We start from the raw sequence: 20,558 nt of genomic DNA on the forward strand, positions 1-20,558 counted from the left end.
AGGAATGTTTCAAAGGAATGAGTAATACTCCCTCGACAGACAAAGTCGTGCCAAAGGTGTTGATCATCTACGCGCACCCAGAGCCGCAAACCTCTATTGCTAATCAGATGATGGTTAAGAAGGTAGAGTCGCTCGGTCATGTCAAAGTTCATGATCTCTACGCCATCTACCCTGACTTCTTTATCGATGTGCCTTATGAGCATGAATTGCTCCTTCAGTACGATGTGATCGTGTTTCAGCATCCTCTGTTTATGTATTCCTGCCCTTCATTGTTAAAAGAGTGGTTTGATCGCGTGTTAGGCAAAGGTTTTGCGTTTGGTGAGCAGAGCGCGCTTAAAGGCAAACACTGGCGCAGTGTGATTACTACCGGTGGTAAAGAAGAGGCGTTTGGTGCCGCAGGCTATAATAAATATCCATTACAAGAGATCTTGCAGCCATTCGAGCTCACCGCTGCTTTGTGTCAGATGAACTGGATATCCCCTTTGGTTTTACACTGGGCACGAAATGTCACCGATATGACGCGTTACCAACACGCCGAAGCGTATCGAAATTGGTTGCGAGACCCGCTACAAGATATAGGAGCAGATGATGGCTCTGACTAATGATTTTCTACAAAGTAGCGTTATATTTTTAGCGGCTGCTGTGGTTGCGGTTCCTATCGCACAGCGCGCCGGTTTGGGCTCGGTACTCGGTTATTTATTAGCGGGTGTGGCAATTGGCCCATGGGGGCTTGGCCTAATCAGTGATGTAGAGGCGATTCTGCACTTCTCCGAATTCGGGGTGGTACTACTGCTCTTCCTGATTGGTCTCGAACTTAACCCGAAAAAATTGTGGCAGATGCGAGCCCCCATTCTCGGATTGGGCGGCGCGCAAGTGCTGATCACCACTCTAATTATTACCGCCATCGCCTGTCTATTTGGATTAACCTGGCAAACCAGTCTCGTGATAGGTATGGGTTTGGCGCTGTCTTCGACTGCGATTGCCTTGCGTGTTATTGAAGAGCGAGAGCTCGGCGGCAAAGAAGCAGGGCAGTCGGGCTTTGCAGTACTGCTTTTCCAAGATATCGCTGTTATTCCAATGCTAGCAATGTTGCCTCTACTTGCGGGTAATACCGGCGGTAGTTGGGCTGACATGTTATGGATGTTGGGTGGCGTGATTGGTCTGCTGGTCGGTGGCCACTTCTTGTTGAGACCACTGTTCCGATACGTAGTGATGAGTGGCGTACGCGAGTTGTTCACCGTCGCGGCGCTGTTACTTGTGATTGGTATTGCTGTGATCATGCAACAGATTGGCTTATCGATGGCATTAGGTACCTTCCTTGCGGGCGTACTTCTGGCTGAAAGTGAATATCGACACGAGCTTGAAATTGCGATTGACCCATTCAAAGGGTTATTGCTTGGTCTGTTCTTTATCTCGGTTGGTATGGCGGTAAACCTAGGTTTATTGGCAGAAAGCCCATTCGCGATACTGATTGCTGTATTGGCTCTTGTGGTGTTGAAAGGCTTAGTGCTGTACGCGCTGGCTCGTATTTTTGGCACTCAGGCAAAAGCACGTAGCCGTATGGCGATGATTCTCAGCCAAGGTGGTGAGTTCGCTTTCGTTATTTTTACTGCGGCGAGTGCTCAAGGCATCTTAAGTGGCGAGCAAGTATCGTTCTTACTGGTAGTAGTGAGCCTGTCTATGGTGACTACGCCATTGATGCTTAAGCTGCAAGACCGATTCTTTGCTCGTCAGCTGAACCAAATCAGCGAAAGTGCGATGTCTTCGGATGTAGTCGATCGCAGCCCTCGAGTGATCATTGCTGGCTTTGGTCGCTTCGGTCAGATCATTGGCCGCTTGATGTACGCGAATAAGATTCGTATCACCGTTCTGGAGAGTGATGCCAGCCAAATCCATATCCTTAGAAAGTTTGGCTACAAGGTATTTTACGGAGACTCGACTCACCTCGAGCTGTTACGCGCAGCCGGTGCTGATAAAGCAGAAGCGATTGTGCTGTGTACTGACTCTCCCGATGAAATCATGAAAACTGTCGATTTATGTAAGCAGCACTTCCCACGCTTAAAGATCTTAGCGCGTGCTCGAAGCCGTGTTGAAGCGTATCAATTACTTAACCACGGTGTGAGTAACTACTCTCGTGAAACCTTCCTTGGGGCACTGGATTTAGGTCGTCAAACATTGACTGAACTTGGCATGCATCCATATAAAGCGAAGCGAGCAGAAGCACACTTTAGAAAGTTGGATAATGGTATGCTGAAAGAGTTGCTGCCTCAGCATAACGAAGATGCTGAGTTAGCCCAAAGAGCGAAAGAGGCTCGTAAAGAGCTTGAGGAGATCTTTGGACACGAGATGGAAAACGATCACCAATCTCGAAACTATTGGCAGTAGCTTGAAGTGATAACTCATGCTTGAGCTTAGAAAAAGAGCTTGGGTATAGAAATAACAGACTAAAGAACCAATCTAATAATAAACGCGGTCTCTGCTTAACTTCTCAATAAAGTGAGTGGGAAGAACCGCGAATCCAGAGTAGTAAAGGATATGAACGTGAAACAGAAAAAACGCTTTATCGCAGGGGCAAGCTGCCCAAGTTGCAACACTCAAGACACACTCCGTTGGTGGATTGAAAACAATATCGAGCTGGTGGAATGTGTCGATTGTGACTTCTCAGAACAGCGTAAACCGAAAACTGTAGAGAAATCTGAACACGCGAATCAAGAAATGATCGGTATTTTTAAGCCAGAATGATTGAGTTTCGTTAATTGATCCCCATAATATCCCGGTACAGAATTTTTCCTAAGCTCAACTGTTCGAGCTTAGTCCAAACCTCCTTGGAGCTCTCATGAAAATTGAAAAGAACGTAGTAGTTAGTGTTGCATATCAAGTGAAACTTGAAGATGGCGTAGTAGTTGACCAATCAACTGCAGAAGCTCCACTAGATTACCTTCACGGTCACAACAACCTAATTACAGGTCTTGAAAAAGAGCTTGAAGGCAAAGTAGCTGGCGACAAGTTCTCTGCAACTGTTACTCCAGAAGACGCATACGGCGAACACAACGACGCACTAGTTCAACGTGTTCCTGCTGACGTATTCCAAGGTGTTGAGCAAATCGAAGTTGGCATGCGTTTCCTAGCGGATACTGACCAAGGTCCAATCCCAGTAGAAGTTACTGAAGTAGATGGAGACGAAGTTGTTGTTGATGGTAACCACATGCTAGCTGGCCAAACTCTAACGTTTGACGTTGAAGTTGTAGCGGTTCGTGAAGCGACTGAAGAAGAAGTTCAACACGGTCACGTACACCAAGAAGGCGGCTGTGGCGGTCACGACCACGATCATGACCACGAAGGCGGTTGCTGTGGTGGCGAAGGCCATGACCACGGTGAAGAGAAAAAAGACGGCTGCTGCGGCGGCGGTAGCTGTGGTTCTCACTAATACCGAATTAACGGTTTAGTTTAAGAATCTTGAAAGCCTCCCTTGTGGAGGCTTTTTGCGTTTAGGAGTTTAGCTTTTTGACCTCGCTTTTCTCTACCAAACTAAGTGTCCGCAAATCTAAGCATTCGTAAAAGTTTGGTTTTCGTTATCAGACATCGAACCATGGATGTGGTATTGATAGCACAACATTATAAGACGACGTCAGTGGAGAGTTTGTATGTCACAGCCTTTTTCAATTGCCATTCATGGTGGTGCAGGAACCATCTTGCGCGAGCAAATGAGCGATGAATTAAAAGCGGGTATTACCGAGGCTTTGGAAAAATCGGTTTTGGCTGGTTATCAAATATTGCAATCGGGTGGTGATGCTCTGGACGCGGTGGTTGCGTCAGTCAAGGTGATGGAAGACAGCCCGCACTTTAATGCCGGTAAGGGCTCTGTTTTAACGCATGATGAATTTGTTGAGATGGACGCTTCTGTGATGCATGGCCGCGAAATGGATGCAGGTGCTATTGCAGGCGTTCGCCATATCAAAAACCCAATTGAGCTTGCGCGTGATGTGATGCTGAAAAGCGACCATGTGTTGTTGATTGGTGAAGGTGCCGAGAAGTTTGCGTTTGAGCATGAGTACACCTTTACCGAGCAAGACTACTTTTTTACTGAGCGCCGCTATGATCAACTTCAGTCGATGAAAGAGAAAGGCATCTTTGCTCTGTCTGAAGCGAAATATGATGAACAGCAAGCTGAGAAATACCCAGATGACAAAAAGTACGGCACGGTCGGTGCAGTCGCATTAGACCAAGCGGGTAACTTAGCAGCAGCAACCAGTACCGGTGGCGTGACCAATAAGAAATACGGTCGTGTGGGTGACTCTCCGATCATTGGTGCAGGAACCATCGCTGAAAATGGCAACGTTGCCGTCTCAACAACCGGGATGGGTGAGTTCTTCCTACGTAAAATGGTCGCCAGTGATGTCGCAGCACGAATGCGTTATCTGAAAGAAGATGTGCACACCGCTTGTGAAACGATCATTCAAGGTGAATTGAAAACCATGGGTGGAGAAGGCGGCTTGATCGCTATCGATGGCCAAGGCGATATTCATTTTGGTATGAACAGCTCAGGAATGTATCGTGCAAGTGTTGATACTCAAGGTCGTGTTGAAGTGAAGATTTATGCGGATGATTAAGCTTCTATCGGCTTAATTGGCTTTAGCTTATTCACTGAGATGAAATAAATAAAAGGGCGACAGATAAGTATCTGTCGCCCTTTTAGTTTTCTATGTCCCGTCCTGAAATGTGTTTACACATTGAGGACGAGAAACTAACGATATGCGTCGTTAGATTTAATTGGTTATTTTGAACCGCACTTAATAGTGTGGAGGTGGCGTCTCTTCTGATGCGTCAGCTAGATTAGAGCCATCCATATTTTTCACTTTGCCAACCACGAACTTCATCTGATCTTGCATTCTCGTGATTAACATTTGTTGTTGGCTAAGCGCTTCATTGAGTTCTTCAATGGTCTGTTCTTGGAAAGCTAGCTGACACTCTAGGTCATTTACGCGGCTTTCTAGTTGTTCAACTCGCTTTTCTGTCATCGTTCTTAATCCACATTCCAAGCTTGGGCAATGCCCGCAGAGGTGCCCGATATCACACGGTTCTTATCATCAAAGGCTGCATCATACACTACCGCACGAGGAGGGCGAGCATCTTTTAATGGCTCAGCATCGTGGCGAGAAATTCGCTTGCCATCCTGAGTATTCCACACACTCACTTGGCTGGATGGCGTGCCCGTCACCAGCATGCTGCCGTCATCAGAAAAACGCGCACTCGAGAAAATCAACTGTCGAGACCAGCTTTGCAATTGCGCTTGAGGTTCGCCCGTTTCAAGATCCCAAATCATCGCTTGATTGCCGCCATCAGAGGTAAAAGCCAGTTCACCATCGCGTTGTAGCGCGACTCGTACTACTCTTTGTTCATGCTCAAAGGTGCGCAATACCAAGCCCGACTCGGTATCCCAAAGGTAGGCTTTGTAGTCGTTACCACCGGATAAGGCGTAGCGTCCATTGGATGAAAGGGACACGGAATTCACTTTTTCTCGGTGAGCGAGGAACTCCAGACGGCGTCCGGTGACTAAGTCCACATAGATGGCTTTGCCATTAGAAAGGCCAAGCAGTACTTTTTCTCCATTGCTAGAGATATCGACATCACGAATCAAGCCATCGGAGATAGACCATAGCCCTTGTGCTTGAGTCCAAGATAAGTCCCAAACGGCGAAGTTCATTTGGCTCGCGGTAATGGCAAAACGGCCATTGTCCGAGATACGGATACGCGATACTTGGTTTTCTAACTGGTCTTGTGGGCCAAGCTGAGCTAACTCTTGGTCTTCGGCGAGGTCCCAAAGGAGCAGTTGCTTTTGCTGAGAGTAGAGCAGGGCGAAGCGTCCATCTCTGCTGAGTGCAAAGCTGGTGGCACCATTGGGTTCAATTTCCCAACGCTGCTCATCATCTTGGAAGAAAAAGCAACCATTTAACAAGGTGATGACAATTGTACATAGCAATGAGTGGAAAAATATTCGCATCACATCTAATAATCCGGTTTGTGTCGAAAGACATATGACTAGTATATTGTTATAACTAACGTATTCACACCAATCTAATCATTAGATTTGTGCACAATAACCAATGGCTTGGCCATTAATTGGAGAATTCAATGAAATCAGTTTTAAAAGTATCACTGCTTGCCGCAACGGTTATGCTAGCAGTTGGTTGTCAGAAAGAAGAACCAAAGGCAGAAGCTCCACAGGTAGAAGAAGTTAAAGTTGAAGCAGTAAACTTTAAAACAGAAGATGACAAAGCGGCTTACGCAATCGGTGTATCTTTCGCTAACTACCTAAGCACAAGCATTGATAAGCCAAGCGAGTTAGGTATCAACCTAGACAAAGATATGGTTCTTCAAGGTATCGAAGACGTATTTGCAGAGAAAACAGCACTTAACGAAGAAGAAACTCGCGCAGCTCTTGAAGCTCTAGACAAGCGTGTTGCTGAAACGATGCAAGCACAAGCGGCAGAAAAATCTGCAGAAGTGAAGAAAGCCGGTGATGATTTCCGCGCTGAGTTCGCTAAAACTGAAGGCGTTAAGCAAACTGAATCTGGTCTACTTTACCAAGTAATGACTGCTGGTGAAGGTGCTTCTCCAAAAGACACTGATACGGTTCAAGTACACTACAAAGGTACGCTAACAGACGGTACTCAGTTCGATAGCTCTTACGATCGTGGCGAACCAGCAACATTCCCACTAAACCGCGTAATCCCAGGCTGGACTGAAGGCGTACAACTGATGCAAGTTGGTTCTAAGTACAAGTTCGTTATCCCGCCAGAGCTAGCATACGGTGAGCAAGACACACCGACTATCCCTGCTAACTCAACGCTAGTATTCGAAGTTGAACTGCTAAACATCGATAACGCTGAAGCAGCTCCTGCACAGTAATATCGGTTAAAAGCCTCGTACTAAAATACGTTGATTGAATAAAAAGCCTAACTTTGAGTTAGGCTTTTTTTATGATTTGAAGATGAGTATTTGATTTTTAAACTTGTTCTAAATCACTAGTTGCAATGTTAGCTAGGTGTGCAATTAAAATTTTCTGATAAACTTACATAAATTTGTTGATTTTTCACACGAAGGTAAGGAATAAGTGACTACTACAGAAACAGTCAATGCAGATGTGTTACTTGAAATGGAATCAGTCCACGTCATGCCATTCAGTGAACACGATAAAATCATTCTAAGATCTTATGAGGCCGTTGTTGACGGTATTGCGAGTCTTATTGGTCCGTTTTGTGAAATCGTTTTGCACTCTTTAGAAGACCTCAATACTTCTGCGATTAAAATTGCTAACGGCGAAAATACAGGTCGTCAGGTTGGCTCGCCGATCACCGATCTTGCATTGAAGATGCTAAAAGATATTGAAGGTTCTAAACGTAACTTCTCACGTTCATACTTCACTCGCGCTAAAGGCGGAGTGTTGATGAAGTCGATCACGGTTGCTATCCGCAACGGTGAAGACCGAGTGATTGGCCTGCTGTGTATTAACGTCAACCTAGACGCGCCATTCTCACAAGTATTGCAATCGTTCATGCCTACGCAAGACGCAGACGAAGCTGCATCATCGGTTAACTTCGCTAGTGACGTTGAAGAACTTGTCGACCAAACGGTTGAACGCACCATTGAAGAAATTAACGCTGACAAATCGGTATCGAACAATACTAAGAACCGTCAGATCGTGATGGAGCTGTACGACAAAGGTATTTTCGATATTAAAGACGCGATCAACCGCGTTGCTGAGCGACTGAACATCTCTAAGCACACCGTGTACCTATACATCCGCCAACGTAAAACAGAGGATGAAGAGGGTTGCTAAGCTATACACTCCTAGTGAATGGGCCTGTCTATGGCTCACAGTCAGCAAGAAGTGCCTACCAGTTTGCCGTGGCTCTGATTAAACAGGGCCACAAACTTCACAGTGTGTTCTTCTATCAAGATGGCGTCAGTAACGGCTCAGACCTTACCGTACCTGCAAACGATGAATTTGATTTAGCTTCAGCTTGGCAAAAGCTGGCTGATGAACACGATGTTAGCCTTGAAACCTGTGTGGCAGCTGCGCTAAGACGCGGAGTGATTAGCTCTGAAGAAGCAGAGCAACATCAACTAAGTGCCTCTAACCTAGCCACTGGATTTACTCAGGCCGGATTAGGGAGCTTATCGGAAGCGCTACTAACGCAAGATAGGGTTGTGCAGTTTTGAGAAAATTAGCCTTTATATTTAACAGTTTTCCTCATACAACTGCTGCGGGTAGAGAGGGATTAGACGCCCTGCTTGCTGCGTCCGCATACAGTGAAGACATCGCCGTGTTCTTTGTTGGCGATGGCGTGACACAGCTTCTCAAAGCGCAGCAGCCCGACGAAACACTATCGCGTGACTACATCTCTGCATTCAAGCTTATGGACCTGTACGACATCGAACAGGTGTATGTGTGTCAGCGTAGTCTGAGTCAGTTTGGTCTTTCAGCAGACAACCTACTGATCGATGTGACCACCGTTGAAGCCGACGAGTTAACGCAGAAGTTAGCTCAGTGCCAACAGATACTGACTTTCTAGGGGACGCTATGTTTCATATCGTAAAATCAGTCGACAAACTGAAACTCGCATTGACCTATTCTCAGCCACAGGATCAGTTCCTTTTGGTGGAAGATGCGGTGTATGTTTGCCTTCCAAATCATGAGTTATTCACTCAAATCTGCTCAGTAGAGCAGGTGTCGGTGTTAAAACCAGATCTCGATAGCCGAGGTTTACAACTACTTGTCTCAAGTACCATTGATCAAGTTGACTTCGATGGCTTCGTTAAACTGACGGTTTTGAACGACAAATCAGTGACTTGGTAAGCGTGTTCTATCAGTTTGGTTAAAATTAGACCATCCTGAGCTCTAGACGGCTAAAAAAGATCTGTATATTTCTTGACACACCTCCCACTGCTGAATAGAATTTTGCGTCCCTAATTACGACTTGTGATTAGGGATAGATTTTTCACAAAGCTTACTTTCAAGTAAATTTCAGGAGCTAGTTAATGGCAACTATTAACCAGTTGGTTCGCAAACCTCGTGTAAAGCAAGTTGTTAAAAGCAACGTGCCTGCACTAGAAGCGTGCCCACAAAAACGTGGTGTATGTACTCGTGTATACACTACTACACCTAAAAAACCTAACTCGGCACTACGTAAAGTATGTCGTGTACGTCTAACTAACGGTTTCGAAGTAACTTCGTACATCGGCGGTGAAGGCCATAACCTACAAGAGCACAGTGTTGTACTAATCCGTGGCGGTCGTGTAAAAGACCTTCCGGGTGTTCGTTACCACACTGTTCGCGGCGCACTTGACTGTGCTGGCGTTAACGACCGTAAACAAGGTCGTTCTAAGTACGGTGTGAAACGTCCTAAGTCTTAATTGATTCTCTTTTTTAAAAAGAAATCGTTAAGTAAGGCCAAACACTATTTTATTTATTATTCTGAAAAGTTTTGGAAAAAACCTGAAGAAGACAACGGAGAATATCCATGCCACGTCGTCGCGTAATAGGTCAGCGTAAGATCCTTCCAGATCCTAAGTTCAAATCTGAATTGCTGGCAAAATTCGTTAACATCCTTATGGTTGACGGAAAGAAATCTACTGCAGAAAAAATCGTTTACACTGCACTAGATTCAATGGCTGAGAAGTCTGGTAAAGACCACTTAGCTGTATTTGAAGAAGCTCTTGAAAATGTTCGCCCAGCGGTAGAAGTTAAATCTCGCCGTGTAGGTGGTTCAACTTACCAAGTACCTGTAGAAGTTCGTCCGGTTCGCCGTAACGCTCTTGCTATGCGTTGGGTAGTTGAAGCTGCGCGTAAGCGTGGTGAAAAATCTATGGCTCAACGCCTAGCTGCTGAAATGCTAGACGCGTCTGAGAACAAAGGTACTGCGGTTAAGAAACGTGAAGACGTTCACCGCATGGCTGACGCAAACAAAGCGTTCGCACATTACCGTTGGTAATACCTTTTTAGTGCTGCAAGGTTCCTTGCAGCACTTCTTTAGTTCCTATGCTTATGCTAGGAACTATTGCTATTTCTAGGGCAAGCAATTTTTAGCGAAGCATCGCTTTTAACGCATAATCTAGACATAGCAATAGTCCCTAAGTCTCTAATAAGAGGATTCAACCGTGGCTCGTAAAACTCCTATAGAGCAATACCGTAATATCGGTATCGTTGCTCACGTAGATGCAGGTAAAACAACCACAAGTGAACGTATTCTGTTCTATACCGGTCTTTCTCACAAAATCGGCGAAGTTCACGATGGTGCAGCAACCATGGACTGGATGGAGCAAGAGCAAGAGCGCGGTATTACGATCACTTCAGCAGCAACCACTACGTTTTGGCGTGGTATGGAAGCTCAGTTCTCGGACCACCGTATCAACATCATCGACACTCCTGGACACGTTGACTTCACTATCGAAGTAGAACGTTCTCTGCGTGTACTTGATGGTGCAGTTGTTGTGTTCTGTGGCTCATCTGGTGTTGAACCTCAGTCAGAGACAGTATGGCGTCAAGCTGATAAGTACCAAGTTCCACGTATGGTTTTCGTTAATAAAATGGACCGTACCGGCGCAGACTTCTTGCGCGTAGTTGAACAGATCAAGGATCGCCTAGGCGCGACTCCTGTTCCAATTCAACTGAATATTGGTGCTGAAGAAAACTTCCAAGGCGTTGTCGATCTTATCAAGATGAAGGCAATTAACTGGAACGAAGCTGACCAAGGCATGACATTCACGTACGAAGATATTCCTGCAGACATGCAAGAAATGGCTGAAGAATATCGTACAGAACTTGTTGAAGCTGCTGCAGAAGCAAATGAAGAGCTGATGGATAAGTACCTTGAAGAAGGTGAACTAACAGAAGCTGAAATCAAACAAGGTCTTCGTACTCGTACCCTTAATAATGAAATCGTACTTGCTACTTGTGGTAGTGCATTCAAAAACAAAGGTGTACAAGCTGTTCTAGATGCAGTTGTTGATTTCCTTCCTTCTCCAGTCGATGTACCTGCAATTAAAGGTATCGATGAAGACGAGAACGAAGCAGAGCGTCACGCGGACGACAAAGAACCGTTCTCAGCGCTAGCATTTAAGATCGCAACAGACCCATTTGTTGGTACTCTTACCTTCATCCGTGTTTACTCTGGTGTTGTTGAAAGCGGTAAAACAGCTTACAACTCTGTGAAGAAACAACGTGAACGCTTAGGTCGCATTGTTCAAATGCACTCAAACAAGCGTGAAGAAGTAAAAGAAGTACGAGCAGGTGACATCGCAGCCATTATTGGCCTGAAAGATGTGACTACTGGTGAAACCCTTTGTGACCAGAACCATAAGATTGTTCTTGAGCGCATGGAGTTCCCAGACCCAGTTATTCAGATCGTTGTAGAGCCAAGCTCTCAAGCTGATCAAGACAAAATGACTATCGCTCTAGGTAAACTAGCAGCGGAAGACCCATCGTTCCGCGTTGATATGGATGCGGAAACTGGCCAGACTCTGATTTCTGGTATGGGTGAACTACACTTAGATATCATCGTTGACCGTATGAAGCGCGAATTTAGCGTGAACTGCAACGTTGGTAACCCACAAGTGGCTTACCGTGAGACTATTCGTGGTACAGCGAAAGCGGAAGGTAAATTTATCCGTGAGCATGGTGGTAAAGGTCAGTACGGTCACGTATGGCTGAAACTGGAACCATCAGAAGCTGGCGAAGGCTTTGTCTTTGTGGATGAAATTGCCAATGGTATCGTACCTAAAGAGTTTATCGCTTCAGTTGCTAAAGGCGTTGAAGAACAGATGAACAATGGTGTGCTTGCTGGCTATCCAGTTTTGGATATCAAAGCTACACTATATGATGGTTCTTACCATGAAACAGATTCAAGTGAGATGGCGTTTACAATCGCTGCCTCTATGGCTTTCAGAACGGGTGCACTTGAAGCGCAACCGGTTCTGCTTGAGCCTATGATGAAAGTTGAAGTAACTACTCCAGAAGACTGGATGGGTGACGTTGTTGGCGATATTAACCGTCGTCGCGGCATCATCGAAGGTATGGACGAGGGGACAGCTGGCCTGAAGATAATTCGTGCACAAGTTCCGTTGTCTGTCATGTTCGGTTACGCAACTGATTTACGTTCTGCGACACAAGGTCGTGCTTCTTACTCTATGGAGTTTAGTGAGTACGCTGAAGTGCCTAACAATGTTGCAAAAGCAATCATTGCAGAGCGTGGTTAAACAAAAGGAAGGCATTTTTTTTCATTTTTTGAAAGAACAATGCGTCCAAATATTGCGCTAACGAGAGTTGGCGCATAAAATAGCAATTTCTGGCGCGTCTCGCTCAATAATGAACGTGGCGAATCATAACTAGGAAGGAACACGATTGTGTCTAAAGAAAAATTTGAACGTACGAAACCGCACGTAAACGTTGGTACTATCGGCCACGTTGACCACGGTAAAACAACTCTAACTGCTGCTATCTGTACTACTCTTGCAAAAGTATACGGCGGTGTTGCTAAAGATTTCGCATCTATCGATAACGCTCCAGAAGAGCGTGAGCGCGGTATCACAATCGCAACTTCTCACGTTGAGTACGACACTCCAGCACGTCACTACGCACACGTAGACTGTCCAGGACACGCGGATTATGTTAAAAACATGATCACTGGTGCTGCACAAATGGACGGCGGTATCCTAGTTGTTGCTGCGACTGACGGCCCTATGCCTCAAACTCGTGAGCACATCCTACTTGGTCGTCAAGTTGGTATCCCTTACATCATCGTATTCATGAACAAATGTGACATGGTAGATGACGAAGAGCTACTTGAGCTAGTTGAGATGGAAGTTCGTGAACTTCTTTCTGAATACGACTTCCCAGGTGATGACCTACCAGTTATCCAAGGTTCTGCACTTGGCGCACTAAACGGCGAGAAGCAGTGGGAAGATAAGATCGTTGAGCTTGCAGAAGCACTAGATTCTTACATCCCTGAGCCTGAGCGTGCAGTTGACCAACCGTTCCTACTACCAATTGAAGATGTATTCTCAATCCAAGGTCGTGGTACTGTTGTAACTGGTCGTATCGAGCGCGGTATCCTACGTGTAGGTGACGAAGTAGAAATCGTTGGTATCAAAGAGACTACTCTTACTACTTGTACTGGTGTTGAAATGTTCCGTAAACTGCTTGACGAAGGTCGTGCAGGTGAGAACGTTGGTGCACTTCTACGTGGTACTAAGCGTGATGACGTTGAACGTGGTCAAGTACTTTCTGCGAAAGGTTCTATCAACCCACACACTAAGTTTGAGTCTGAAGTATACGTACTTTCTAAAGACGAAGGCGGCCGTCACACTCCTTTCTTCAAAGGTTACCGTCCACAGTTCTACTTCCGTACAACTGACGTAACAGGCGACATCACTCTACCTGAAGGCGTAGAAATGGTAATGCCAGGTGACAACGTTCAAATGACTGTTGAGCTAATCGCTCCAATCGCAATGGACGAAGGTCTACGTTTCGCAATCCGCGAAGGTGGCCGTACAGTTGGTGCTGGTGTTGTAGCTAAAATCTTCGCTTAATAGCATTTAGATTTTTGCTCACTCTTCATTAGAAGAGCACGCATCTGAAAAGGGGAGCTTCGGCTTCCCTTTTTTATTTTGGTTATAAGGGAAATTCATCGCACTTTATAACAGTTAACTATATTCCAATTTAAATACAGTTATTTACTGACCCACTTTGATCACGCACTTCCGTTATACAATCTTCACAGCCAATTTTTACAATTACTTGCAAAACACTATAACCAATCGATATAACCAAACAGTAAATATGACTGGTAATAAGAATGATTCCTTTTTATATTCAAGCCTAAGTTAAAGGTTTAGGTTTTAGTATGTACATTTGTTTATGCCATGGGGTTTCGGATAAAAAAATCCGCAAGCTCGTGATAGAAGAGGGCATTACCGACATCAAGGGAATTAAAAAATGCACAGCACTTGGCAGTCAATGCGGCAAGTGTGTACGTTCAGCAAAAGAAGTCATTAACGATACTGCGAAAGACCTGTTCAAACAGGCAAGCTAGTTTTGCCCAAAGGGCATTAGCTTTTTTGACACTTCTCGATTTGGTTCTACAGTTAGAAGAGCCAAAGAGGAGGGCTATGTCATGAAAGGCGATCCAATCATCATTCAACATCTCAATAAAATTCTTGGTAACGAACTCGTCGCGATAAACCAATACTTCTTGCATGCTCGCATGTACAAAGATTGGGGTTTAAAGCACCTGGCCGATAAGGAATACCACGAATCTATCGACGAAATGAAACATGCTGACCATTTAATTGAACGCATACTATTTTTAGAAGGCCTCCCAAACCTTCAAGATTTGGGTAAGTTGAAAATTGGTGAAGATACTGAAGAGATGCTTCAGTGTGATTTATCTCTTGAGATGGAAGCTATACCTGATTTGAAAAATGCCATCGCGTATGCAGAAGATATTCACGACTATGTATCGCGAGATCTATTTCAAGACATCTTAGAAGACGAGGAAGATCACGTCGATTGGTTAGAAACTCAACTTGGTTTAATCAAAATGACTGGGATCCAAAATTATCTACAAGCTCAATATGTGGATGAAGACGACGGTTAAAATACCATAAATAAAAGAGGTAACAGCTGAGGCTTAAACCGAGCTGTTACCTTGCTTTCAATTTCCAGCGGTAGGGCACTACCGTACAATACAAACTCCCCAGTTATCCCCGTAAATAGATTCTGCGTTTATTTTTCAAACACAGCTTGCAACTTAAAGTGTGATCTGTATAATGCAACGCACTGGCTAACGCTGGTTGTGAACCAATGAGCACTGAGGAGTAGGTCTTACCTAGTAATGTATACTCAGCTTATGTTCGCGGTTAATAAAAATAGTAAACTTCTTGTTTGCTTCAAAAGTTAACTGACAATGCGTCCTAATTTTGGATGCTACGGTTTCACATAAATCAATCGGCATTCTCTCGTTTTATCGGGTTTGAGTGGCGATATTGTTTGTGTAATTTTTAATAATTGGAGCTCTGTCTCATGCAGAACCAACGTATTCGTATCCGCCTTAAAGCGTTTGATTACAAGCTAATCGATGCTTCAACTGCGGAAATCGTTGAAACAGCAAAACGTACTGGCGCACAGGTTCGTGGTCCTATTCCACTACCTACTCGTAAAGAGCGTTTCACTGTTCTTACCTCTCCACACGTCAACAAAGATGCACGTGACCAGTACGAAATTCGTACTCACAAGCGTTTGATCGACATCGTTGAGCCAACAGATAAAACTGTTGATGCTCTAATGCGTCTTGATCTTGCAGCTGGCGTTGATGTTCAAATCAGCCTAGGTTAAGGGAGATAAGAATAATGATTGGTCTAGTCGGACGTAAAGTGGGTATGACCCGCGTATTTACTGAAGAAGGCGTTTCTATCCCAGTAACTGTTGTTGAGGTTGAAGCGAACCGTATTTCTCAAGTTAAAACTCTTGAGACTGATGGCTACGCAGCAATCCAAGTAACTACTGGTGCTAAGAAAGCTAACCGTGTAACTAAACCTGAAGCTGGTCACTTCGCGAAAGCGGGTGTAGAAGCAGGTCGCGGTCTTTGGGAATTCCGTTTAGAAAACGGCGAAGAGTTTGAAGTTGGCGCTGAGCTAAACGTAGAACTTTTCAACGAAATTAAAAAAGTAGACGTTACTGGTACATCTAAAGGTAAAGGCTTCCAAGGCGCTATCAAGCGTTGGAACTTCTCTACTCAAGATATGACTCACGGTAACTCTTTGTCTCACCGCGCACCGGGTTCAATTGGCCAATGTCAAACTCCAGGCCGCGTGTTTAAAGGCAAGAAAATGGCAGGTCACATGGGTGCTGAGCGTGTAACGACTCAAAACCTAGAGATCGTACGTGTTGACGCTGAGCGCAATCTACTCCTTATTAAAGGTGCAGTACCGGGCTCAACAGGCGGAAACGTGATCGTAAAACCTGCTGTTAAAGCATAACGTCTAGGAGTAAGTAATGGAATTGATGGTTAAAGGTGCTGATGCACTAACTGTTTCCGAGACTACTTTCGGACGTGACTTCAACGAAGCTCTTGTACACCAAGTAGTTGTTGCATATGCAGCAGGTGCTCGTCAAGGTACTCGTGCTCAAAAGACTCGTTCTGAAGTATCTGGCGGTGGCGCTAAGCCATGGCGTCAAAAAGGTACTGGCCGCGCACGTGCTGGTACAATTCGTAGCCCAATCTGGCGTACAGGTGGTGTTACTTTTGCTGCGAAACCACAAGATCACAGCCAAAAAGTAAACAAAAAAATGTACCGCGGTGCTATGAAGAGCATTCTTTCTGAGCTAGTTCGTCAAGAGCGTTTAATCGTTGTTGATAACTTCTCTGTAGAAGCACCAAAAACAAAAGAACTTGTAGCTAAGCTTAAAGAGCTTGAGCTAAGCGACGTTCTGATTGTGACTGGCGAAGTAGATGAAAATCTATTCTTAGCTGCTCGTAACCTATACAAAGTAGATGCACGTGATGTTGCTGGTGTTGATCCAGTATCACTAATCGCTTTCGACAAGGTTCTAATGACTGCTGACGCAGTTAAGCAAGTTGAGGAGATGCTAGCATGATCACTGAAGAGCGTATCTTAAAAGTTCTACGTGCTCCGCACATCTCTGAAAAAGCAACTATGGCAGCTGAGAAAGCGAACACTATCGTTTTCAAAGTAGCTAAAGATGCAACTAAGAAAGAGATCAAAGCAGCTGTAGAAAAGCTATTTGAAGTTGAAGTTAAGTCTGTAAATACTCTTGTATTAAAGGGTAAGACCAAACGTCAAGGTATGCGTGAAGGCCGTCGTTCAGACGTTAAGAAAGCCTACGTTACTTTGAAAGAAGGTCAAGATCTTGACTTCGTTGGCGGCGCGGAATAACAGGAGTAGTAAAAATGGCTATTGTTAAATGTAAGCCGACTTCCCCTGGTCGTCGTCACGTCGTTAAAGTTGTTAACGCTGACCTACACAAGGGTAAGCCATACGCACCACTTCTAGAGAAAAACTCTAAGAACGGTGGTCGTAACAACAACGGTCGTATTACAGTACGTCACATCGGTGGTGGTCATAAGCACCATTACCGCCTGATTGACTTCAAACGTACTAAAGATGGCATCCCAGCGAAAGTTGAGCGTCTAGAATACGATCCAAACCGTAGTGCTAACATCGCTCTAGTTCTGTACGCAGACGGTGAGCGTCGTTACATCATTGCACCTAAAGGTGTTAACGCAGGCGACCAGATTCAATCTGGCGTAGATGCTGCAATCAAAGCAGGTAACACTCTGCCGATGCGCAACATCCCAGTAGGTTCTACTGTACACTGTGTTGAACTTAAGCCTGGTAAAGGTGCTCAACTAGCTCGTTCGGCTGGTGCTTATGCTCAAATCATCGCTCGCGATGGTGCATACGTAACTATCCGTCTACGTTCTGGTGAGATGCGCAAAGTTCTTTCTGAAGGTCGTGCAACGATCGGTGAAGTTGGTAACTCTGAGCATATGCTACGTGAACTTGGTAAAGCTGGTGCTTCACGCTGGCGCGGCGTACGTCCAACCGTACGTGGTGTAGTAATGAACCCGGTGGATCACCCACATGGTGGTGGTGAAGGCCGCACATCTGGTGGTCGTCACCCAGTTTCTCCTTGGGGCGTTCCTACTAAGGGCTTCAAGACTCGTAAGAACAAGCGCACTGACAAGTACATCGTACGTCGTCGCACTAAATAATTTATAAAGAGGAATCGCCATGCCACGTTCTCTCAAGAAAGGTCCTTTTATTGACCTACACTTGCTGAAGAAGGTAGAGAAAGCGGTGGAAAGCGGAGACAAAAAGCCTATTAAGACTTGGTCCCGTCGCTCAATGATCATCCCAACAATGATTGGTTTGACCATCGCTGTCCATAATGGTCGTCAGCACGTTCCAGTTTTCGTTACCGAAGAAATGATCGGTCACAAACTGGGCGAATTTGCACCAACTCGTACTTATCGCGGTCATGCTGCAGATAAGAAAGCTAAGAAGAAATAAGGAGTAGATGATGGAAGCTTTAGCTAAACATAACTTTGCTCGTATTTCTCCACAGAAAGCTCGCTTAGTTGCAGACCAAATTCGCGGTAAGTCGGTAGACCAAGCTCTAGAAATTCTAACTTTCAGCAACAAAAAAGCTGCTGTATTAGTTAAGAAGGTTCTTGAGTCAGCTATCGCTAACGCGGAACATAACGAAGGTGCAGATATCGACGATCTAAATGTCGCTAAAATCTTCGTAGATGAGGGCCCTATCATGAAGCGTATTATGCCTCGTGCTAAAGGTCGTGCGGATCGTATCTTGAAGCGTTCAAGCCACATCACTATTGTTGTAGCAGATCGCTAAAGACTAGGAGAGTAAGCAATGGGTCAGAAAGTACATCCTAATGGTATTCGTCTTGGCATCGTTAAGCCTTGGAATGCTACATGGTTTGCTAATACCAACGAATTCGCTGACAACCTAGACGGCGACTTCAAGGTACGTCAGTTCCTTACAAAGGAACTACAAAAAGCATCATTATCTCGTATCGTTATCGAGCGTCCAGCTAAGAGCATCCGTGTGACTATTCACACTGCTCGTCCTGGCGTTGTTATCGGTAAGAAAGGTGAAGACGTAGAGAAGCTACGCGCAGCTGTAGCTAAAATCGCAGGTGTACCAGCGCAAATTAACATCGCTGAAGTACGTAAGCCTGAGCTAGATGGTCAGCTTGTAGCTGATAGCATCGCGTCTCAACTAGAGCGTCGTGTTATGTTCCGTCGTGCAATGAAGCGTGCGGTACAAAATGCTATGCGTCTAGGCGCTAAAGGCATCAAAGTACAAGTAGGCGGCCGTCTTGGCGGTGCTGAAATCGCACGTTCTGAGTGGTACCGTGAAGGCCGTGTGCCTCTACACACTCTACGTGCAGACATTGATTACGCAACTTCTTCGGCTCACACTCAATACGGTGTGATCGGCATTAAAGTTTGGATCTTCAAAGGTGAGATTCTAGGCGGTATGCCAGCTGCTAACGCAGTAGAGCCAAAAGGCGATAAGCCTAAGAAGCAGCGTAAAGGCCGTAAGTAAGGAGTCGAACGATGCTACAACCAAAACGTACTAAGTTCCGCAAGGTTATGACTGGTCGTAACCGTGGTCTAGCTAAAGGTACTGAAGTAAGCTTCGGCGAATTCGGTCTTAAAGCTGTTGGCCGTGGTCGTCTGACTGCACGTCAAATCGAAGCGGCACGTCGTGCTATGACACGTCACATTAAGCGTCAAGGTCAAATCTGGATCCGTGTATTCCCAGACAAGCCGATTACTGAAAAGCCTCTTGAAGTTCGTCAAGGTAAAGGTAAAGGTTCAGTTGCGTACTGGGTTGCTCAAATCCAACCAGGCAAAGTTATGTACGAGATGAATGGCGTACCTGAAGAGTTGGCACGTGAAGCGTTCCGCCTAGCGGCACGTAAACTGCCTGTTAAAACTACTTTTGTAACTAAGCAGGTGATGTGATGAAAGCACAAGATCTACGCGAAAAGAACGTTGAAGAGCTTAACGCTGAGCTATTGAATTTGCTACGTGAACAGTTCAACTTGCGCATGCAAGCTGCAACTGGTCAACTACAGCAAACTCATACTCTAAAAGCTGTACGCCGTGACATCGCACGTGTGAAAACTGTTTTGACTGAAAAGGCAGGCGCATAATGAGCGAAACTAACCGCATCCAGCAAGGCCGTGTAGTAAGTGACAAGATGGACAAGTCTATCGTTGTTGCTATTGAGCGCACTGTAAAACACCCAATTTACGGTAAGTTCATCAAACGCACGACTAAAGTACACGCACACGACGAAGACAACACTTGTGGCCTAGGCGACAAAGTTGAAATCGCTGAGTGTCGTCCTCTGTCTAAGACTAAGTCTTGGACATTGGTTAAAGTTCTAGAAAAAGCGAAGATTTAATCTTTGTAATTCTATAACTTATAAGCGGCTCCAAATAATTTTTTGGAGCCGCTTGTTTTTTGTCTACCCAATTTAAAAAAAGGGTGGTACAATTCGCGTCCCTTTTAAAGAGGCAGCCCGACCCGAGAGGGTCTAGTTTTAATATTTAGCGGAGCACTAACAATGATCCAGATGCAAAGTACACTTGACGCAGCAGATAACTCTGGCGCGCGCAAGGTAATGTGTATTAAGGTTCTGGGTGGCTCTCACCGCCGTTATGCACATATCGGTGACGTCATCAAGGTTACAGTGAAGGAAGCGATTCCTCGCGGTAAAGTAAAGAAAGGTGATGTTCTGAAGGCGGTAGTAGTGCGCACCCGTAAAGGCGTTCGTCGCCCAGACGGTTCTGTCATTCGCTTCGACAGTAATGCTTGTGTATTGTTAAATGACACTACTGAGCAACCAGTCGGCACACGTATCTTTGGTCCTGTGACTCGTGAACTTCGTAACGCGAAATTCATGAAGATTGTATCACTAGCACCTGAAGTTCTGTAAGGAG

General features: G+C 45.2%; 30 protein-coding genes. 28 read left to right on the forward strand and 2 right to left on the reverse strand.

All coding sequences use genetic code 11. The features are described 5' to 3' along the window. Window positions 1-17: 17 nt before the first annotated feature. The 5 genes from kefG to OCV20_RS01360 all read left to right on the forward strand — a co-directional run bounded on the left by kefG (window position 18) and on the right by OCV20_RS01360 (window position 4,610). A complete protein-coding gene (kefG, locus tag OCV20_RS01340) occupies window positions 18-602 on the forward strand; it encodes a glutathione-regulated potassium-efflux system ancillary protein KefG (protein ID WP_017061111.1) in 585 nt (194 codons plus the stop codon). After that, entirely contained in the window at window positions 589-2,385 is a 1,797-nt protein-coding gene (gene kefB, locus OCV20_RS01345) for a glutathione-regulated potassium-efflux system protein KefB (RefSeq protein ID WP_048605367.1), read from the forward strand. Before kefG ends, kefB begins: the two co-directional genes overlap by 14 nt. Before the next feature lie 156 nt (window positions 2,386-2,541). Then, window positions 2,542-2,742, forward strand: coding sequence for a YheV family putative zinc ribbon protein (locus tag OCV20_RS01350; protein ID WP_004737184.1), 201 nt, complete (start codon window positions 2,542-2,544; stop codon window positions 2,740-2,742). Window positions 2,743-2,836: 94 nt separating this feature from the next. Next, window positions 2,837-3,427, forward strand: a complete 591-nt coding sequence (gene slyD, locus OCV20_RS01355) for a peptidylprolyl isomerase (protein ID WP_017061108.1) — start codon at window positions 2,837-2,839, stop codon at window positions 3,425-3,427. 217 nt (window positions 3,428-3,644) lie between these two features. Then, the gene (locus tag OCV20_RS01360) at window positions 3,645-4,610 is read left to right on the forward strand and encodes an isoaspartyl peptidase/L-asparaginase family protein (RefSeq protein WP_050052680.1); all 966 of its coding nucleotides are present in this window, start codon (window positions 3,645-3,647) and stop codon (window positions 4,608-4,610) included. Window positions 4,611-4,790: 180 nt separating this feature from the next. Here OCV20_RS01360 and OCV20_RS01365 read toward each other — a convergent pair whose 3' ends face one another. Further along, window positions 4,791-5,018 carry a SlyX family protein gene (locus OCV20_RS01365; protein ID WP_009848930.1) on the reverse strand — a complete coding sequence of 76 codons (228 nt, stop codon included), beginning with the start codon at window positions 5,016-5,018 and terminating at the stop codon, window positions 4,791-4,793. Window positions 5,019-5,023: 5 nt separating this feature from the next. Continuing rightward, the gene (locus OCV20_RS01370) at window positions 5,024-6,001 is read right to left on the reverse strand and encodes a WD40 repeat domain-containing protein (protein ID WP_017063707.1); all 978 of its coding nucleotides are present in this window, start codon (window positions 5,999-6,001) and stop codon (window positions 5,024-5,026) included. A gap of 131 nt (window positions 6,002-6,132) precedes the next feature. Here OCV20_RS01370 and fkpA point away from each other — a divergent pair, with 131 nt between their 5' ends. From fkpA to rplN, 23 genes are all read left to right on the forward strand, one after another. Further along, complete coding sequence (gene fkpA, locus OCV20_RS01375; RefSeq protein WP_017061105.1) at window positions 6,133-6,909, forward strand: FKBP-type peptidyl-prolyl cis-trans isomerase; 777 nt, start codon at window positions 6,133-6,135, stop codon at window positions 6,907-6,909. 205 nt (window positions 6,910-7,114) lie between these two features. Beyond that, complete coding sequence (locus tag OCV20_RS01380; protein ID WP_004729851.1) at window positions 7,115-7,840, forward strand: helix-turn-helix transcriptional regulator; 726 nt, start codon at window positions 7,115-7,117, stop codon at window positions 7,838-7,840. Continuing rightward, window positions 7,834-8,223 (forward strand): sulfurtransferase complex subunit TusD, encoded by a 390-nt coding sequence (gene tusD, locus OCV20_RS01385; RefSeq protein WP_017063709.1) that lies wholly within the window; start codon window positions 7,834-7,836, stop codon window positions 8,221-8,223. The genes OCV20_RS01380 and tusD overlap by 7 nt, the downstream gene beginning before the upstream one ends. Beyond that, the gene (tusC, locus tag OCV20_RS01390; RefSeq protein ID WP_017063710.1) at window positions 8,220-8,576 is read left to right on the forward strand and encodes a sulfurtransferase complex subunit TusC; all 357 of its coding nucleotides are present in this window, start codon (window positions 8,220-8,222) and stop codon (window positions 8,574-8,576) included. Before tusD ends, tusC begins: the two co-directional genes overlap by 4 nt. An 8-nt stretch (window positions 8,577-8,584) precedes the next feature. Further along, window positions 8,585-8,860, forward strand: a complete 276-nt coding sequence (tusB, locus tag OCV20_RS01395) for a sulfurtransferase complex subunit TusB (protein ID WP_086774517.1) — start codon at window positions 8,585-8,587, stop codon at window positions 8,858-8,860. A gap of 182 nt (window positions 8,861-9,042) precedes the next feature. Continuing rightward, the gene (gene rpsL, locus OCV20_RS01400) at window positions 9,043-9,417 is read left to right on the forward strand and encodes a 30S ribosomal protein S12 (protein WP_004737194.1); all 375 of its coding nucleotides are present in this window, start codon (window positions 9,043-9,045) and stop codon (window positions 9,415-9,417) included. Window positions 9,418-9,524: 107 nt separating this feature from the next. Continuing rightward, on the forward strand, window positions 9,525-9,995 hold the full coding sequence (rpsG, locus tag OCV20_RS01405) for a 30S ribosomal protein S7 (RefSeq protein ID WP_010435163.1): 471 nt from the start codon (window positions 9,525-9,527) through the stop codon (window positions 9,993-9,995). A gap of 166 nt (window positions 9,996-10,161) precedes the next feature. Next, complete coding sequence (fusA, locus tag OCV20_RS01410; RefSeq protein ID WP_017061101.1) at window positions 10,162-12,258, forward strand: elongation factor G; 2,097 nt, start codon at window positions 10,162-10,164, stop codon at window positions 12,256-12,258. A 147-nt stretch (window positions 12,259-12,405) separates the two neighbouring features. Then, window positions 12,406-13,590: an elongation factor Tu gene (gene tuf, locus OCV20_RS01415; RefSeq protein WP_010435158.1), complete on the forward strand. Its 1,185-nt coding sequence runs from the start codon at window positions 12,406-12,408 to the stop codon at window positions 13,588-13,590. A 314-nt stretch (window positions 13,591-13,904) separates the two neighbouring features. Beyond that, window positions 13,905-14,093 carry a (2Fe-2S)-binding protein gene (locus tag OCV20_RS01420; protein ID WP_017629804.1) on the forward strand — a complete coding sequence of 63 codons (189 nt, stop codon included), beginning with the start codon at window positions 13,905-13,907 and terminating at the stop codon, window positions 14,091-14,093. A gap of 81 nt (window positions 14,094-14,174) precedes the next feature. After that, window positions 14,175-14,657 (forward strand): bacterioferritin, encoded by a 483-nt coding sequence (gene bfr, locus OCV20_RS01425; RefSeq protein ID WP_048605981.1) that lies wholly within the window; start codon window positions 14,175-14,177, stop codon window positions 14,655-14,657. Window positions 14,658-15,082: 425 nt separating this feature from the next. Continuing rightward, window positions 15,083-15,394: a 30S ribosomal protein S10 gene (gene rpsJ / locus OCV20_RS01430; RefSeq protein ID WP_004736761.1), complete on the forward strand. Its 312-nt coding sequence runs from the start codon at window positions 15,083-15,085 to the stop codon at window positions 15,392-15,394. Between the two features lie 14 nt (window positions 15,395-15,408). Beyond that, window positions 15,409-16,038 carry a 50S ribosomal protein L3 gene (gene rplC / locus OCV20_RS01435; RefSeq protein WP_004736763.1) on the forward strand — a complete coding sequence of 210 codons (630 nt, stop codon included), beginning with the start codon at window positions 15,409-15,411 and terminating at the stop codon, window positions 16,036-16,038. Window positions 16,039-16,054: 16 nt separating this feature from the next. Continuing rightward, entirely contained in the window at window positions 16,055-16,657 is a 603-nt protein-coding gene (gene rplD, locus OCV20_RS01440) for a 50S ribosomal protein L4 (RefSeq protein WP_004738803.1), read from the forward strand. Further along, window positions 16,654-16,956, forward strand: a complete 303-nt coding sequence (gene rplW, locus OCV20_RS01445; protein ID WP_004736765.1) for a 50S ribosomal protein L23 — start codon at window positions 16,654-16,656, stop codon at window positions 16,954-16,956. The genes rplD and rplW overlap by 4 nt, the downstream gene beginning before the upstream one ends. 14 nt (window positions 16,957-16,970) lie before the next feature. Next, entirely contained in the window at window positions 16,971-17,795 is an 825-nt protein-coding gene (gene rplB / locus OCV20_RS01450) for a 50S ribosomal protein L2 (protein ID WP_017076297.1), read from the forward strand. Window positions 17,796-17,814: 19 nt separating this feature from the next. After that, entirely contained in the window at window positions 17,815-18,093 is a 279-nt protein-coding gene (rpsS, locus tag OCV20_RS01455; RefSeq protein ID WP_004736729.1) for a 30S ribosomal protein S19, read from the forward strand. A 10-nt stretch (window positions 18,094-18,103) separates the two neighbouring features. Next, entirely contained in the window at window positions 18,104-18,436 is a 333-nt protein-coding gene (rplV, locus tag OCV20_RS01460; protein ID WP_004736732.1) for a 50S ribosomal protein L22, read from the forward strand. A gap of 18 nt (window positions 18,437-18,454) precedes the next feature. Further along, on the forward strand, window positions 18,455-19,153 hold the full coding sequence (rpsC, locus tag OCV20_RS01465) for a 30S ribosomal protein S3 (RefSeq protein ID WP_004736734.1): 699 nt from the start codon (window positions 18,455-18,457) through the stop codon (window positions 19,151-19,153). An 11-nt stretch (window positions 19,154-19,164) separates the two neighbouring features. Beyond that, the gene (gene rplP, locus OCV20_RS01470) at window positions 19,165-19,575 is read left to right on the forward strand and encodes a 50S ribosomal protein L16 (RefSeq protein ID WP_004736736.1); all 411 of its coding nucleotides are present in this window, start codon (window positions 19,165-19,167) and stop codon (window positions 19,573-19,575) included. After that, window positions 19,575-19,766, forward strand: a complete 192-nt coding sequence (gene rpmC / locus OCV20_RS01475; protein ID WP_004736737.1) for a 50S ribosomal protein L29 — start codon at window positions 19,575-19,577, stop codon at window positions 19,764-19,766. The genes rplP and rpmC overlap by 1 nt, the downstream gene beginning before the upstream one ends. Beyond that, window positions 19,766-20,020 carry a 30S ribosomal protein S17 gene (rpsQ, locus tag OCV20_RS01480; protein ID WP_004736739.1) on the forward strand — a complete coding sequence of 85 codons (255 nt, stop codon included), beginning with the start codon at window positions 19,766-19,768 and terminating at the stop codon, window positions 20,018-20,020. The genes rpmC and rpsQ overlap by 1 nt, the downstream gene beginning before the upstream one ends. Before the next feature lie 162 nt (window positions 20,021-20,182). Further along, complete coding sequence (gene rplN, locus OCV20_RS01485) at window positions 20,183-20,554, forward strand: 50S ribosomal protein L14 (RefSeq protein WP_004736740.1); 372 nt, start codon at window positions 20,183-20,185, stop codon at window positions 20,552-20,554. Window positions 20,555-20,558: the final 4 nt, after the last annotated feature.

Source organism: Vibrio coralliirubri (assembly GCF_024347375.1).
Taxonomy (GTDB): Bacteria; Pseudomonadota; Gammaproteobacteria; order Enterobacterales; family Vibrionaceae; genus Vibrio; species Vibrio coralliirubri.

Excerpts from the sequence above, each read along its gene's own strand:
- kefG (WP_017061111.1), top strand. The coding sequence starts at position 18 with ATGAGTAATACTCCCTCGACAGACAAAGTCGTGCCAAAGGTGTTGATC.
- kefB (WP_048605367.1), top strand. The coding sequence starts at position 589 with ATGGCTCTGACTAATGATTTTCTACAAAGTAGCGTTATATTTTTAGCG.
- slyD (WP_017061108.1), top strand. The coding sequence starts at position 2,837 with ATGAAAATTGAAAAGAACGTAGTAGTTAGTGTTGCATATCAAGTGAAA.
- OCV20_RS01360 (WP_050052680.1), top strand. The coding sequence starts at position 3,645 with ATGTCACAGCCTTTTTCAATTGCCATTCATGGTGGTGCAGGAACCATC.
- OCV20_RS01365 (WP_009848930.1), bottom strand. The coding sequence starts at position 5,018 with ATGACAGAAAAGCGAGTTGAACAACTAGAAAGCCGCGTAAATGACCTA.
- OCV20_RS01370 (WP_017063707.1), bottom strand. The coding sequence starts at position 6,001 with ATGCGAATATTTTTCCACTCATTGCTATGTACAATTGTCATCACCTTG.
- fkpA (WP_017061105.1), top strand. The coding sequence starts at position 6,133 with ATGAAATCAGTTTTAAAAGTATCACTGCTTGCCGCAACGGTTATGCTA.
- tusB (WP_086774517.1), top strand. The coding sequence starts at position 8,585 with ATGTTTCATATCGTAAAATCAGTCGACAAACTGAAACTCGCATTGACC.
- rpsL (WP_004737194.1), top strand. The coding sequence starts at position 9,043 with ATGGCAACTATTAACCAGTTGGTTCGCAAACCTCGTGTAAAGCAAGTT.
- rpsG (WP_010435163.1), top strand. The coding sequence starts at position 9,525 with ATGCCACGTCGTCGCGTAATAGGTCAGCGTAAGATCCTTCCAGATCCT.
- OCV20_RS01420 (WP_017629804.1), top strand. The coding sequence starts at position 13,905 with ATGTACATTTGTTTATGCCATGGGGTTTCGGATAAAAAAATCCGCAAG.
- bfr (WP_048605981.1), top strand. The coding sequence starts at position 14,175 with ATGAAAGGCGATCCAATCATCATTCAACATCTCAATAAAATTCTTGGT.
- rpsJ (WP_004736761.1), top strand. The coding sequence starts at position 15,083 with ATGCAGAACCAACGTATTCGTATCCGCCTTAAAGCGTTTGATTACAAG.
- rplC (WP_004736763.1), top strand. The coding sequence starts at position 15,409 with ATGATTGGTCTAGTCGGACGTAAAGTGGGTATGACCCGCGTATTTACT.
- rplD (WP_004738803.1), top strand. The coding sequence starts at position 16,055 with ATGGAATTGATGGTTAAAGGTGCTGATGCACTAACTGTTTCCGAGACT.
- rplW (WP_004736765.1), top strand. The coding sequence starts at position 16,654 with ATGATCACTGAAGAGCGTATCTTAAAAGTTCTACGTGCTCCGCACATC.
- rplB (WP_017076297.1), top strand. The coding sequence starts at position 16,971 with ATGGCTATTGTTAAATGTAAGCCGACTTCCCCTGGTCGTCGTCACGTC.
- rpsS (WP_004736729.1), top strand. The coding sequence starts at position 17,815 with ATGCCACGTTCTCTCAAGAAAGGTCCTTTTATTGACCTACACTTGCTG.
- rplV (WP_004736732.1), top strand. The coding sequence starts at position 18,104 with ATGGAAGCTTTAGCTAAACATAACTTTGCTCGTATTTCTCCACAGAAA.
- rpsC (WP_004736734.1), top strand. The coding sequence starts at position 18,455 with ATGGGTCAGAAAGTACATCCTAATGGTATTCGTCTTGGCATCGTTAAG.
- rplP (WP_004736736.1), top strand. The coding sequence starts at position 19,165 with ATGCTACAACCAAAACGTACTAAGTTCCGCAAGGTTATGACTGGTCGT.
- rpmC (WP_004736737.1), top strand. The coding sequence starts at position 19,575 with ATGAAAGCACAAGATCTACGCGAAAAGAACGTTGAAGAGCTTAACGCT.
- rpsQ (WP_004736739.1), top strand. The coding sequence starts at position 19,766 with ATGAGCGAAACTAACCGCATCCAGCAAGGCCGTGTAGTAAGTGACAAG.
- rplN (WP_004736740.1), top strand. The coding sequence starts at position 20,183 with ATGATCCAGATGCAAAGTACACTTGACGCAGCAGATAACTCTGGCGCG.